Below are 14421 nucleotides of genomic sequence, written 5' to 3'. Positions count from 1 at the left end.
TTCATAGCTTGTTTGGGATGGTGGCATCCAGTTGCCAGTGTCGCTGTTCCGCGTGGATGGTGAAATTGCCGCCGGCTTTTTCGATGATGATGCGGTAACGGTCGAGGCCGCTGCCCAACCCGAGCTTTCCGTCATGTTTGGCGATGGTGTCGCTGACGGAGATGCGGAGCTCTTCAGCGTCAAAGCTGATGGAGACGGCGTACCATTCGGCTGGGTCGGCGTGCTTGGCGATGTTCGCGTAGAGTTCCGTCAGCAATCCTGTGAACAGCTGCATCATGCCCGGGGAGAGCGGGCGGCGGAGTTCGCCGAGCAGGTTGTCACCGGTGAAGCCGAGCGATTCGAGTTTCGTCTCCTCGTCGTCGATCAGGGATTGCAGTTCCGCCTGTTGCACGGTGGCGTGATCTGCGGCCGTTGCTAGCGGGAATATTGCCGTGCTTCGCGGTTCCGACGGTTCTGGTTGCGGATGTTGCTCCGGATGCTCTTCTAGCGACTCGATGACCGTGTGTGTGTGGGTCATGGCGCGATCGGCCGCGTCGCGTAGTTCCCGGAGTTGCCGACGGTATTCATGCTCGCCGGCGGGCATGCCGCTGGTTTCGGCGTGGTCGATGCGTAGGATGAGATAGGCGAGATCGTTGCTGATGGTGTCATGCAAATTGCGGGCCGTGTCCTCGTGTTCCTGCTGGCGACGCAGCAGATACGAGTCACGGTCGCGCTGTCGCATCATGTGCAGTAGCAGTCCGGTCACTAGCGGGAAGCAATAGAGCGCGATATGCATCAATGTGGCTACCAGCAGATGGTTGCTACTAGGTGGTGCCGGAGCGAACAGCAACGTGAGTAGCAGTCCGGTGGCGATTGCGCCGGACCATGTATTGAGGTAGGCAAGAAATCCCGTACAGACGATGCTGATGGCTAACGGAGTAATCATGAGTGTCCTCATCAGCAATATCTCCCCGGCCACAAGCGCCGCCCAGAGGAACCGATGCGGGCGGAATATGCCGCCGGTCAGACCGACGAGTATCACCAGAACCAGTACGAGATGCTGCACGCTCACCGTTGAGGAGGCATCCGTCGCGGCCCGAGCCGTATATTCCGCGATGAGGGCCGCGGCCAGCAGCACGCATGTCGCCGCGATGACCGGGTGATCGTTGTTTGGACCGAGTCGTCCGATAAGCCGGTTTACAGCAGATCGTATCTGGCGCATGCCTCCAGCACCTCCCTACGGCTGGTCACACCGAGCTTGTCGGCCGCGCGATGCACGTACGTGAACACGCTGCCCTTAGTAATGCCCAGACGTTGTGCGATCTCGTCGGTAGTGAGACGCTGCGAGTACAGGCGCAGGATGTCCTTCTCACGCGCGGACAACGAGTCTTTCATGTCCTCCGACATCCTCGCCGGCACCGTGCCGGACAGCAGCGCATACGCCGAAACCGCGTCACGGAACCCCGCCGCGGCCTGCACTGCGGTCGGTTCCCCTGAGGCCGCCTGACGCACGGCGTCAACGATATCGGCACTGAGTCGTTCCTTGGCGAGCAGTCCCTGCGCGCCGGCCGCAATCGCCTCCGCCCGGTAGACGTCCGTCGAATACGAGGTGACGCACACGATACCCACCGCACTCGTCCTGCGTCGGATGCGCCGGCACACGTCCGCGCCCGTGATGCCGCCCAACGCCATGTCCAGCACGAGCACATCCGGCCTCGTATGCGCGTTATGGCAGTGCTCGATCGCCACCGCCGGCGACCCCGTGCTCCACACGACGCGGAAATCCCGGGACATGGCCGCGATCATCGCACACATCGCATCCAATGCGAACGGATCATTATCCAACACGCCGATACGAATCACGCCCATTACGTCCGGCTTGTTCTCAAGTCCCATAACGTCCACTGTACCGCCGGCGGACATTGGTTCTCCTACATGAAACGGCACCGCTGTCATGCGATTGCTTGACATGACGTTGCGATTGCTGGACGTACGTGGATTCAATGAGACTTATCGGTATACAGCGAAGGCTAGGAGACCTCCGATGGAAAAGACTCTGCAATTGGATCTGGGAACACAACTTGATGATCTATACGATCAGCCTCATAGGGAGATAGACAACGAGAGCGGTACGTTGATCATCATCCGTGATGCTGATTCCTCGGAATGGCATCTTTTCGAATGCCTGATCTGAAAGGATCTTCCATGAAGTATCTGCTTATCATCGATATGCTGCCCGCATACGGACTGGTGTGCTACCTACTGGTCAGCATTTGCATCACGCTGTCGTTTCGCTGGCTTGCGCATGCGTGCGAAGACCGGCGACGACTGCGTTTCACAGTCATCGCACTACTGGTCGGCTCGCTATCCGTCGCTCTGCTCGTCGGTTGTGCGTACACCATCGCGATGCCATACGCGCAACCCGACATGGTTGATTTCTACCGCACATACCATCCCGCCGCATTCGTATTCCTCACGGGATTGTTCTGCGTGCAGTCCGTGTTCGGTGTCGCCGCCGTGCAAGCGCCCCTTAACCGGCATAATGCCTGAAAGGAATCGGGATATGCTTCTTTGCCTGATCGGTTTATTCCTGCCGATAGTCCAGTGGTGCTTCTCCATGTATGGGTTCGCGAGGAACGGTCAATTGGAGAGGAATTATCAGGTCGGCATCAAGACCCGCTGGACCATCGCCTCGGACGAAACATGGGAATACATACACCGCAAGTATGCGTTCGTGTTCCTCGGCTGTGGTGTTCTGACCACTCTGATGCCATTAGACGTACTGGTCGGCATGATTGCAACCCGTGACATTAATACCATGAACATGATCTGGTGGTGGATGCTTCTTGCACTTGCCGCCATGCTTGTTGCTTGGCTTGTTGCATGCGGCACCATCGCGAATTTCGACGCAAAAAGGCATTACCTAGAATCGAACGAAGATATTCAGAAGGAATGATAGACATGACGATTCGTATCGCTCCGATCGAACCACGATGGTTCGAGGAGAAGGCGCAGGTGCAGTCTCAAACGTAGCGGGAGCTAAATCAGGGGCATATTCCGCAGGAGATAGTGGATGCCATCACACCACAGTTCGCGCTGAAGCTCACGGATGCCCACGCCAGGGACTCCGATCAGGTCGTGCTGGTGGCGCTTGACGACGACCACGTGATTGGGTTCGCGGAACTGCTGCGCACGCCGCGACCACCGATTGACCGTCCCGAAGCAGCGGAACTGGCCTCATTGTATGTGTTGGCCGACCGGCGCCGGCAGGGCGTTGGACGCATGCTGGTCGAGGCCGGCAAACGGGCCGTCGGCAACGACCGGCTTGCGCTTTGGGTCGCTGGCTTCAACGACAACGCCCAAGGTTTTTACCGACACATCGGTTTTCATGAGACCGGTCTCACCCAAACTGAAGACATGGGCTTGGAACTCGAAATGACCAACTACTGATAGCAGGACTGCCGCTGGAGGTCACTCCATTGTCAGCATTTGTTTGAATCTTTATGTCGCCTTTCCAAAAATGACAGTTAGGGTGGCGATTTTTCAGTGATGCTGTACACATGCCCCAAGAGTCGTATCAGCTCAATGTGCACAAACCAATACGCATAGCGTAATGCGCATGTAGCCATCATTTACCGCCGATAAAACAACTCTCTAAACCAACTTTTTTCTAAAATCAGACAGCCCTATGAAACATCTTTTGGAATAATTAAACGCAGATAATGAAACGATCTTAAATCTGAACCCGCCCATTCATCAGTCGGCGCATTGTCTGGGCAAATCCCGGCATGTCGAAATGTTCGAGCCGTTCAAGCTCCTCCTGCATGGTGCCCAGCTGGCTTTTTCAAGCACGTCATCGGAGTACTCGGGGTCGAACAGGTGATGGTCTGCAAACGTGAGCAGTACATCCGTCAGCCAAGTGTGGCGGGAAGATGTTCGCATCGAGAAAAGCTACTAACTGATCCTTTCCTGAAACCTTATGCTCAGCCTACCTCAGTCCAGACATTTCGGCGATATTGGACATATCGGACAATCTATCGATTGATAGCGAAATAGGCTTTGCTGCGTATGAATTGGCCGGCGTTGAACGCCGCACAGACCAGACAATGAGTCGATTCTGGTATACGAGGGCACGACGCGATATATTTGCGGTGCCCTCGTTCGATTGCCGCGCATTGTCGGCCATCGTCTTACAGTTCAGCTTGTTCCCATTGTGATGGCAGAGGGATGTCGCGCGTCGGGGTGACGCAGGCGAGCAACAGTCCAACGCCCGCACATGCAACGACCAGTATCATGACTGCCCTGAAACCAAGTCCGGGTGTCTGCAACAGCCAACCGACCAAAGCAGGCGTCAAGGCTCCGGGAATGCCGATTGCGGTCTCGAATACGGTAGACACCCTGCCTTGCATGTGGTCTGGCGTGCGCCCATAAATGAATCCGAGCTCGCCGGCGTTAAACGCAGGAAACAGCAAGGAAGCCATCGCCGTGCATGCAACGATTACACCGTATGAGTCGGTGAATAGCAGAGGTGTTATCGCAAACGTAAACACGGCAAAGGTAAGCATGATGAGCTTGCCGGTCGGAATATGATCCACCAGCCAATTGGCAGCCAGTGATCCGATTAAAGCCGCGACGCCGGTAGCTGTGCCCACCAGTCCGATAAGCGCAGCGTCCGTACCACGTTCGGCGAGCATGATTTGAACTCCGATGATGTTCCCATAGCAAGCGACGTTGATGACCGCTCCCTGGACGATGGCTGCAAGAACCGTTCGTCTGGTCAATGTCCATTTCCAACCCTCAATAAACTGGGCGAGGAACGACGAATCCATTGTCGAACTACTAGAAATTTGTCGATTTGCTGGAACGTTCTCGGTTGCGACTGTCGTGTTCTTCGGCAAGGCCAGTGCGGTGATGCTCGCAATCAGGTATAGCGCTGCAGACGTGAGGAACGGGCACCAACCGGCAATCCTGTACAACAATCCGCCGATTGCGCCGCCAGACAGTTCGACGCAGGATTCACGAGCCTCGCGTATTGCTTGGGCTTTGGCAAATCGTTCCATCGGCACAATCGATTTGAGCATCGCGTCGTTGGATGGCCCTAAGAGGCCGTTCATCATTGCAAACATAACGACAAAAAACATGAATGCTGTCGTATTCATCATGCCAAAAGCGAGAAGAACAGTCGCTGACACAGACAGCACCACGCCAACAAGCCCGAGCAGAATCATCAGTCGTCTGCGATCATGTCGGTCGGCGATTGCGCCGCCGATGGACATAAGCACCAGCCCTATAGCTGATTCGATGGCAACCAATAGCCCTGAAATAAAAGCAGAACCGGACAAGGCAAGGCCGATTAACGGTATGGCGAACGTACGAAGACTGACCGCGAAAACATCGGCAGTGTCTGAAATGAACCAGTTACGGTATGCGGACAGGCGCCACAGTGAACGAGGATTGTGTGCGGCCTTGACGGAGGAGTGATTGGACGGGTGGATATCGGTGTTCATGGTGAAACTCATTTCATGACTGCCCATGAACGGCATGCGATACCCAATCGGATTACTGCTGATTATGGCATCGCACATCGCGCTCATGGGAACGTTCGGAAATCAGGCATAACGACATATCGCGCGAGCTAAAGCGACCCGTAGCGATAGGGAAGAGGCGGGGAAAACAAACCGCTAACCCGCTTAGTCGTATGCGAATGATTCCAGAACGACGTACATGTAAGTCTCCAATGACCGATAATGGCGCATTGCGAAAATCGCCAATGATGGGCTCCGCAATGCTTCCTACATATATCTATGTTAATCAGGCGGAATATAGCAAAACACCATTCCGCGGTATGCGGTCGAACAAATAATCAGAAACAGACAGATAGCACGTGATGCGCGTACAGTGGCAGCCATGTTGGATCACATCACGCTGCATGTAAAGGATATAGAACGCAGCATCGCGTTCTACCGGCAAGCGCTTGCCCCACTGGGATATGTCGCCAAAGCACATCACGAACCGACGATTGGTTTCGGCGTGGACGATGGCACGCCCCATTCCGATTTCTATGTTTCGCCGATGGATGATGAGGAAGCCTCTCCGGTCACCCATATCGCGTTTTTGACTCCCAACGTTGAGGCCGTACAGACGTTCTACCAGGCCGCGCTCGCAGCCGGTGGCCGAGATAACGGAGCCCCCGGGCCCCGGCCTTACCATCCCGGCTATTATTCGGCGTTCGTATTGGATCCGGACGGCAATAATATCGAAGCCGTGGTCGACTGGTCCGGCTGGTTTGAGAAGCGTCAAGCAAGCTAAATAATCATCGACCTGCGCATTGCATAATCATCACCAGCTAATACTGTTGAATGCGGCATTTCTATGCTGAAAGATAAGGAGTTTGGCGTGTCATTGACGAGCGAGCAGCGGGCGGCGACTATCCGCGAGTTTCGTGAAAATATGGCCTTGTTGGGGTTGACCGCAGACCAAATCGGCGCGGATTTCGGGGTATCGGGCGCAATTATTACGAATATCATCGAGCTACGGTCCGGCGTGCTGGAGTACCCATGGATTGTGCGTGGATATCTGCTTGACAAGGTCGCAGCCGAGGGCGTGAATCCGATACCATTCAGTGCATTGCGTGGCGATCCGCACGGCTATTGGTTCCTTGACGACCGAATCATCGACGCGAACAGATTGAACTGATCCGTCGGATATTGTCATGAATTACACGATGGGATATTGACGCTATGTGCAGGTGTTTTGCGGCTGATTTGGATTGGGATGCAATCGCCGAGCAATTCAGCGTGGACAAGGACGAAGTAGATTCCGCCGAACTACCGCAGCCGTCATACAACATCACACCTAAACAGACCATCGGTATCGTGGCTCAGGGAAGAGACGGACGGCGCCATCTGGCTGACGCATATTGGTCGTTGATTCCCGCATGGAGCCAAAGCAAAGAACTCGCGTATCCCACATACAACGCACGCGTCGAATCAGCCTGTACCAAACCCACGTTCGCGGAATCCGCCAAATCGATGCGAGCCATCATTCCCGCTTCCGGATACTACGAATTTCATGGACGCAAGCCGTATTATTTCCATGCGCCGGATAATGCCACGTTGTATTTGGCCGGGCTATTTTCCTGGTGGCGGGGCGAGCAGCAATCCGCGTGGCTACTGACCTCCACGATACTTACCTGCCAGGCTGTGGATGGCCCCGCTACGGTGCATAATCGCATGCCGTTACTGGTGCCGCACAATCTCACCGATGCATGGCTTGATCGTTCAATCGATGGCGCATCATTAATGCCGGATATGCAGAACAACGGCACCGAACTATCCCGTAACCTTGCCTATCATGAGGTCGCTGCATTCAATGCATCGGATGATGGTCGTAGGCTGATTCGACCGCTAGCGCAGATTGATGTCCCCAGTCTGTTCTAATGCGCAACCTGCCATTGAGCGCTGGGTTGTCGCGCAAACGGATAGCCCGCAACTATTCGACATACCTTGTTCACCATCTGTTCACCTTATCTATTACAATCTTCCGCCGAACCGTAACGAGAAGAGCGGAGGGATAGCCATGTTCATGGCAGATAAGGAAACGGTGGATAAGGCCAGCGGCATGAAGCATTACGCCGGTCTGGCAGTATTCTCCTCGGCGGTCGGGCATGCACTCGACGGCCTTGATCTGATGATTTTGGGCTTTGCGATGTCCGGCATCATGGCCAGCTTCAACATCGACAAGACCACGGCAAGCACACTGACCACCATCACGCTGGCCGGTGCATTTCTGGGCGGTCTGGTGTTCGGCCGTATGGCGGATAAGTACGGTCGCATTCGCGTGCTGACCTATTCGGTGATTTTCTTCGGCGTGTTCACGCTGTTCTCTGCATTCGCGCCGAACTTCTTCCTGATGGCATTGTTCCGCTTCCTCGCCGGCGTGGGTATCGGCGCTGAGTTCGGCATCGGCATGGCCATCGCCGCCGAAGCGTCCAGCCCGGCCAACCGCGCCAAGGCGACTTCCGGCGTGGGCCTCGGCTTCCAGGTGGGCGTGCTGCTGGCTTCCCTGCTGAGCGCTCCGATCCTGACCGCCTTCGGCTGGCGCGGACTGTTCGCCATCGGCATCGTGCCTGCCATCGTGGCAATCTTCATTCGAGTCTTCGTGCCTGAGCCTCCGCTGTATTTGAAGCACCGCCAGACCGCCAAGGAGCATGGCTCGATTCGCCAGCTGTTCTCCACCCCGGAGCGCGTGCGCTTCTCCATCGCCATCATCATCCTGTGCACCGTGCAGAACTGCGGCTACTTCGGCATCATGACCTGGCTGCCCAGCTACCTCAACACCGAGTTGAATCTGTCCCTGACCTCCACCGGTATCTGGACCGCCGTCACCGTACTCGGCATGATGCTCGGCATCTCGGTGTTCGGCTTCCTCGCCGATCACCTCGGCCGTCGCCCGGCATTCTGGATCTTCCAGATCGGTGCCGCCATCATGGTGGTGATCTACAGCCAGCTCAAGGACCCGACCGCATTGCTTATCGGCGGCTTCTTCATGGGTATGTTCGCCAACGGCATGATCGGCGGCTACGGTGCGCTGATTTCCGAACTATTCCCGACCGAGCTGCGCGCCACCGCGCAAACCGCCCTGTACAACACTGGTCGCTTCATCGCGGCGGTCTGGGCCCGGTTGTTATCGCGGCCATCGCCACCGGCCACGGCTTCGGCTTCGCGCTGGCGGCCATCGCGTCCATCTATATCATCGCGTTCATCACGATGTTCTTCATCCCCGAAAAGAAGGGCGTCGCGCTCGAGTAAGCGCTACGCGTAATTCCTGATGATCGGTAAGGGCCTCGAATGCATTATCCGGGGCCCTTACTCGTATCCATAGCGCGTATCCGAGCCGAACACGCCATCGAACAAGCGTTCGACTGAGGTCGGGTGTTCGGGTATTCTTGGGGCAGATTGTTATGTGCGGGCGCCGCTTATGACGCTCGTGTGCGAACGAAGGCGACAGGGAAGGCGGGATTGCGGTGGCGGCAACGCAGACTGGCACAAAGCGCACGGCTGGGGGAGCAAAGACCAAAGGCAAGAACGGCGAGGTCATCGTTGAGAAAGTCATGACCAGCGACTCCTTCCTGAGCCGTGAAATCAAGAAGGCGCCGCTCGTCGAACATAACGGCTCGCTGGTGGCGGACATCTCACATATCCCCAATGACTTGAAAATCACCATCCAAGGCGCGCGCGAACACAACCTGAAGAATGTGGATTTGGCGATTCCGCGCAATCGTATGGTGGTATTTACCGGACTATCGGGTTCTGGTAAATCCTCGCTCGCGTTCGACACCCTGTTCGCTGAAGGCCAGCGTCGCTATGTGGAATCCCTGTCCGCCTATGCGCGCCAGTTCCTGGGGCAGATGGATAAGCCCGATGTCGACTTCATCGAAGGTTTAAGCCCGGCCGTCTCCATCGATCAGAAAACCACGAACCGCAACCCGCGATCCACCGTGGGCACCATCACCGAAATCTATGATTATCTGCGACTGCTGTTCGCCCGTACCGGCGTGCCGCACTGCCCGGAATGCGGTGAGCCTGTAGCCTCACAGACACCACAGCAAATCGTCGATACGCTGCTGGACTATCCGGAGCGCACGCGATTCCAGATTCTCGCCCCGGTGGTGAAGGGCCGTAAGGGCGAGTTCGTGGACATGTTGGAGCTACTGCGCTCCGATGGCTATGCCCGCGCGCTCATCGACGGCGAAATGAAGCAGCTCTCGGAAGACATCAAGCTCACCAAACAGAAGAAGCACACCATCGAAGTGGTGGTGGATCGTCTGGTGATCAAGGATGGTATTCGTCAGCGTTTGACTGATTCGGTGGAGACCGCATTGAAGCTCGCCAACGGTAGCATCGTCATCGACTTCGTGGATGAGGAGGAAGGCTCTCCGGCACGCCGTCGACCATTTTCCGAACATCGCAGCTGCCCGAACGGCCACACTTTGGAGCTCGATGAGATCGAGCCACGTACCTTCTCCTTCAACGCGCCTTATGGCGCATGCCCGGCGTGCACCGGTCTTGGTTTTAAGTTGGAGATTGATCCGGAACTCGTGATTTCCGATCCGGAGAAGTCGCTGGCCGAAGGCGTCATCGAACCGTGGGGCAACACGAAGATGACCTCCCAGTATTACAGCCATGTACTTGAAGGCCTGGCCCGTGAAATGGGCTTCTCAATGAAAACCCCGTGGAAAGACCTGCCCGAGGATGTGAAGCATGACATCCTCTACGGTCACGATTTCAAGGTGGATGTCTCCTACCGCAATCGTTGGGGGCGTCTGCGCGAATACTCCACCGGTTTCGAAGGCGTGGTACGCACGCTGATGCGCCGCCATGACGAAACCGACTCGCAGTCCATGCGCGAATACTACGAATCGTACATGCGCGAAGTGCCATGCCAGGTATGCCATGGCCGTCGTCTAAAGCCGGAAGTGTTGGCGGTCACCGTGAATGGCAAGTCCATTTTCGACGTCTGCGATATGCCGGTAGTCCGCGAACTCGAATGGGTCAACGGACTGAAGCTCGAAGGCTCCGCACAGCTGATTGCCGGCGAAGTCCTCAAGGAGATCAAGGCACGACTTGGATTCCTCAACGATGTCGGTCTCGACTACCTGACGCTCTCGCGCGCGGCGGCCACACTATCCGGTGGCGAAGCACAGCGCATCCGCCTGGCCACGCAGATTGGTTCCGGTCTGGTCGGCGTCATGTATGTGCTTGATGAGCCGTCCATCGGTTTGCACCAGCGAGACAACGAACGATTGATCGAAACCCTGCACCATCTGCGTGATCTCGGCAATACGCTCATCGTGGTCGAGCATGATGAGGATACGATTCGTCAGGCAGACTGGCTGGTGGACATCGGCCCCGGTGCCGGCGAACATGGCGGCGAGGTCATCTACTCAGGCCCAGCCAAGCATCTCATCGAAGCCAAGCGCTCCATCACCGGCGATTACATCGCGCATCGCCGCGAAATCGCCGTGCCTGCGCACCGCCGCAAGATCAACAAGACCAAGATGCTCAAGGTCGTGGGCGCACGTGAGAACAACCTGAAGAACATCAATGTGAGCTTCCCGCTCGGCGTCTTCACCGTGGTCACTGGTGTCTCCGGCTCCGGCAAATCCTCCTTGGTGAACACGATTCTGTATCCGGTGCTTGCGGACAAGCTCAACGGCGCACGCATCGTGCCCGGCAAACACACACGCGTCGAAGGCGTCGACCAGGTGCGCAAGGTGATCCATGTGGATCAGAATCCAATCGGACGCACGCCGCGTTCCAACCCGGCCACATACACCGGCGTGTGGGATAAGATTCGCACATTGTTCGCCAAGACGCCGGAAGCGCAGGTACGCGGCTATGGCCCGGGCCGATTCAGCTTCAACGTCAAGGGCGGCCGATGCGAAGCCTGCCATGGCGACGGCACGCTGAAGATCGAGATGAACTTCCTGCCGGATGTGTATGTGGAATGCGAGACATGCCACGGCAAACGCTACAACCGTGAAACCCTTGAAGTGAAGTACAACGGCAAAACCGTTTCCGACATTCTCGATATGCCGATCGAGGAGGCCGCCGACTTCTTCAAGGCATACACCGGCATCTCCCGTTATCTGAAGACGCTAGTGGATGTCGGCCTGGGCTATATCCGACTCGGCCAGCCGGCGCCTACGCTTTCCGGTGGTGAATCACAGCGCGTGAAGCTCGCCACCGAGCTGCAGCGTCGTTCGGACGGTAAAACCGTATACATTCTGGACGAGCCGACCACCGGCCTGCACTTCGAAGACGTGAACAAGCTGCTCAAAGTGCTGCAGTCGTTGGTTGATAAAGGCAATACGGTGATTGTCATCGAACACAATCTCGATGTAATCAAGGAAGCGGACTGGCTGATTGATCTGGGCCCCGAAGGAGGCGATGGCGGCGGCACCATCGTCACGCAGGGTACCCCTGAACAAGTGGCCGAATGCGCTGAATCCTGGACCGGCAAGTTCCTGAAACCAATGCTATAGATATGACGAACGATATTGAACGGCATAGTCCGGATACGTGGCGCAAGACCGCTTCGGCGTTGATGACGGAAAGCACGGCCGAGAGCATCGCAGTCGAACGCGGAGCGGAAGCGAACGTCAATGTGAATGGGGCTCCGCTGCTCGGGGATACGCGTGATCTGTTCAGGCCGAAAACCTCGGATATTCCAGCGAAACCAGGCGTCTACAAATGGCGGGACGGTGAAGGGCGAGTCATTTATGTAGGCAAGGCCAAGAACCTACGCAATAGACTCACCAACTATTTCCAGCCGCTTTACCTGCTGCACCCGCGCACCCAGACGATGGTGCTTACCGCCCGCAGTCTCGAATGGACCGTTGTCGGCACCGAGCTGGAATCGCTGACGTTGGAATACACGTGGATCAAGGAATTCGATCCTCGATTCAATGTGCAGTTCCGTGATGATAAAACCTATCCGTATCTGGCAGTCAGCACAGGGGAGCGGATTCCGCGCGTTTGGGTCACGCGTTCACGCAAACGCCACGACACCAGATATTTCGGCCCCTATGCCAAGGTTTGGGAATTACGTCATAGCTTGGACAGGCTGCTGCGCACATTCCCGGTACGCACCTGCACACCCAACGTATTCCACAAAGCGGAGCTCACTGGCCGTCCATGCCTGTTCGCCTCGATTGGTAAATGCTCTGCTCCTTGCATCGGACGAATCACACCAATGGACCATCGCAAGCTCGCCGAACAATTGGTTGGCGTCATGACCGGTCGTCTCGGCCGTCCGTACATTGCTCAGCTGACCCGAGCAATGAAAGAGGCCAGCGCCGAACTGGAATTCGAAAAAGCCGCACGTCTGCGCGACCAGATTCAAATGTTGGAAACCGTGGTGCAGCAGAATGCGGTCGTTTTCGATCAGGATGTGGATGCCGACGTATTCGGATTCGCCAGCGATGAACTGGAAGCGTCCGTGCACGCGTTCTATGTACGTGCCGGAGCCATCCGAGGCGAACGCAACTGGAGTGTGGAACGTGTCGAAGATATCAGCGATGGCGATTTGATGGCCGACCTGATTGTCCAAGTGTATTCTGACGCCGCTGGCAGCGAATCGAAAGACAGGCAGGCCAAGGAGCATACAGCATCTATTCAGGAGCAACGCGAGGCCATCGGTTCCACGCAAACCATCACCGCTACGGATGCTATAGCTCGAGCCAAAGCGACCCGGGAACGCAACAGCCGCCAAGAAGTCACCGGTCGTGCTGATTTACTGGCGCCCATCGCGCCTGTGCCTCGTGAAATCATCCTGCCCATCGAACCGAGCCGTCGCGAGGAATTAGAGGATTGGCTCACCGGTTTGCGTGGGGGTGCGGTGTCCATCCGGGTGGCCTCCCGCGGCGATAAGAAGCAGCTCATGGACCGCGCCAATGAGAACGCCAATCAAGCTCTGCAGCGCAGCAAACTCAGCCGCATCTCGGACATGGGCGCACGCACGCAGGCTATGAATGATGTGGCCAAGGCACTGTTCCTCGATGAGGCTCCGCTGCGCATCGAATGCTACGACATCTCCAATACCGTGGGTGGAGCCTTCCAGGTGGCGTCGATGGTGGTGTTCGAGGATGCCATCGCCAAGAAATCCGAGTACCGGCGATTCGCCATTCGAGGCAAGGACGGCAAGGGGGCGGTAGATGATCTGTCAGCCTTGTATGAGACTCTGACCCGTCGATTCAAGCACGGCAACATCGCCGGCGATTCCGGAGAGAGCATGGATGCCGAACAGCGAATGGCCACAGCCAAAGCAAAAGCCGCAACCGGTTCCGAGCGCGATGATCAAGTCGCTGAAACCGTGCAACAGAACACTGACCGTCGTCATTTCGCCTACAAGCCGAATCTTGTCGTGGTCGATGGCGGCAAACCGCAGGTCATGGCCGCGGCAAGGGCGTTAGAGGATTGCGGAGTCGACGATGTCGCCGTATGCGGCTTGGCCAAGCGATTGGAAGAGGTTTGGGTGCCGGATGACGATTATCCGATCATTCTCAAACGTCAATCCGAAGGCATGTACCTGCTGCAACGAGTGCGCGATGAATCCCACCGCTTCGCTATCACCTACCATCGCCAGCAACGGCGTAAAGGAGCGTTGCGCAGTGCGCTAGACGAAATCCCGGGCATCGGCGAGAGCTATCAGAAGAAGCTGCTGAACCATTTCGGCTCCGTCAAGGCCATGCGCGAAGCCAACGTCGAGGATTTCATGCAGGTCAGGGGCGTGGGACAAGCCAAAGCCGAAACGTTGTATCAGGCGCTGCACCGTGATGAATCATAGTCAAGCGTAAATATGCATCAGCAGTGGTGTATGCGGTGCAGGGTCGATGATGCCTATTGACTTCAAGCGAAGACACATATCTGCCTACAAGTT

At 56.5% G+C, this 14421-nt stretch carries 12 protein-coding genes and 1 pseudogene; 10 read left to right on the top strand and 3 right to left on the bottom strand.

All coding sequences use genetic code 11. From position 1 onward, the window contains the following. Position 1 precedes the first annotated feature (1 nt). Positions 2-1201 carry a histidine kinase gene (locus tag F7D08_RS05520; protein ID WP_226803389.1) on the bottom strand — a complete coding sequence of 400 codons (1200 nt, stop codon included), beginning with the start codon at positions 1199-1201 and terminating at the stop codon, positions 2-4. Beyond that, positions 1177-1875 (bottom strand): response regulator, encoded by a 699-nt coding sequence (locus F7D08_RS05515; protein WP_152209662.1) that lies wholly within the window; start codon positions 1873-1875, stop codon positions 1177-1179. The genes F7D08_RS05520 and F7D08_RS05515 overlap by 25 nt, the downstream gene beginning before the upstream one ends. Positions 1876-2023: 148 nt before the next feature. Between F7D08_RS05515 and F7D08_RS09805 the strand changes: the two genes are divergently transcribed. From F7D08_RS09805 to F7D08_RS05495, 4 genes and pseudogenes are all read left to right on the top strand, one after another. Further along, the gene (locus F7D08_RS09805; protein WP_226803388.1) at positions 2024-2173 is read left to right on the top strand and encodes a hypothetical protein; all 150 of its coding nucleotides are present in this window, start codon (positions 2024-2026) and stop codon (positions 2171-2173) included. 11 nt (positions 2174-2184) lie between these two features. Next, a complete protein-coding gene (locus tag F7D08_RS05505; RefSeq protein WP_152209660.1) occupies positions 2185-2529 on the top strand; it encodes a hypothetical protein in 345 nt (114 codons plus the stop codon). Positions 2530-2542: 13 nt separating this feature from the next. Then, the gene (locus F7D08_RS05500; protein ID WP_193316202.1) at positions 2543-2935 is read left to right on the top strand and encodes an SdpI family protein; all 393 of its coding nucleotides are present in this window, start codon (positions 2543-2545) and stop codon (positions 2933-2935) included. Beyond that, positions 2932-3429, top strand: a pseudogene (locus F7D08_RS05495) (GNAT family N-acetyltransferase). Before F7D08_RS05500 ends, F7D08_RS05495 begins: the two are co-directional and overlap by 4 nt. A 740-nt stretch (positions 3430-4169) precedes the next feature. Here the strand turns inward: F7D08_RS05495 and F7D08_RS05490 are convergent. After that, positions 4170-5513: an MFS transporter gene (locus F7D08_RS05490; RefSeq protein ID WP_226803387.1), complete on the bottom strand. Its 1344-nt coding sequence runs from the start codon at positions 5511-5513 to the stop codon at positions 4170-4172. Positions 5514-5886: 373 nt separating this feature from the next. Between F7D08_RS05490 and F7D08_RS05485 the strand changes: the two genes are divergently transcribed. The 6 genes from F7D08_RS05485 to uvrC all read left to right on the top strand — a co-directional run bounded on the left by F7D08_RS05485 (position 5887) and on the right by uvrC (position 14328). Further along, positions 5887-6288, top strand: a complete 402-nt coding sequence (locus F7D08_RS05485) for a VOC family protein (RefSeq protein WP_152209657.1) — start codon at positions 5887-5889, stop codon at positions 6286-6288. 63 nt (positions 6289-6351) lie between these two features. Next, positions 6352-6675: a DUF2316 family protein gene (locus tag F7D08_RS05480; protein WP_152209656.1), complete on the top strand. Its 324-nt coding sequence runs from the start codon at positions 6352-6354 to the stop codon at positions 6673-6675. 44 nt (positions 6676-6719) lie between these two features. Further along, positions 6720-7418, top strand: a complete 699-nt coding sequence (locus tag F7D08_RS05475; RefSeq protein ID WP_152209655.1) for an SOS response-associated peptidase — start codon at positions 6720-6722, stop codon at positions 7416-7418. Between the two features lie 145 nt (positions 7419-7563). Next, positions 7564-8802: an MFS transporter gene (locus F7D08_RS05470; protein WP_226803386.1), complete on the top strand. Its 1239-nt coding sequence runs from the start codon at positions 7564-7566 to the stop codon at positions 8800-8802. Positions 8803-8998: 196 nt separating this feature from the next. Continuing rightward, on the top strand, positions 8999-12025 hold the full coding sequence (gene uvrA / locus F7D08_RS05465; RefSeq protein WP_152209654.1) for an excinuclease ABC subunit UvrA: 3027 nt from the start codon (positions 8999-9001) through the stop codon (positions 12023-12025). A gap of 2 nt (positions 12026-12027) precedes the next feature. Next, positions 12028-14328 (top strand): excinuclease ABC subunit UvrC, encoded by a 2301-nt coding sequence (gene uvrC / locus F7D08_RS05460; RefSeq protein ID WP_152209653.1) that lies wholly within the window; start codon positions 12028-12030, stop codon positions 14326-14328. Positions 14329-14421 lie beyond the last annotated feature (93 nt).

Origin of the sequence: Bifidobacterium cebidarum, from assembly GCF_009193305.1 — a bacterium.
Classification (GTDB): Bacteria; Actinomycetota; Actinomycetes; order Actinomycetales; family Bifidobacteriaceae; genus Bifidobacterium; species Bifidobacterium cebidarum.
Note: the sequence above shows the minus strand (reverse complement) of the source record. Positions and strands in the feature narration are given on the sequence as shown.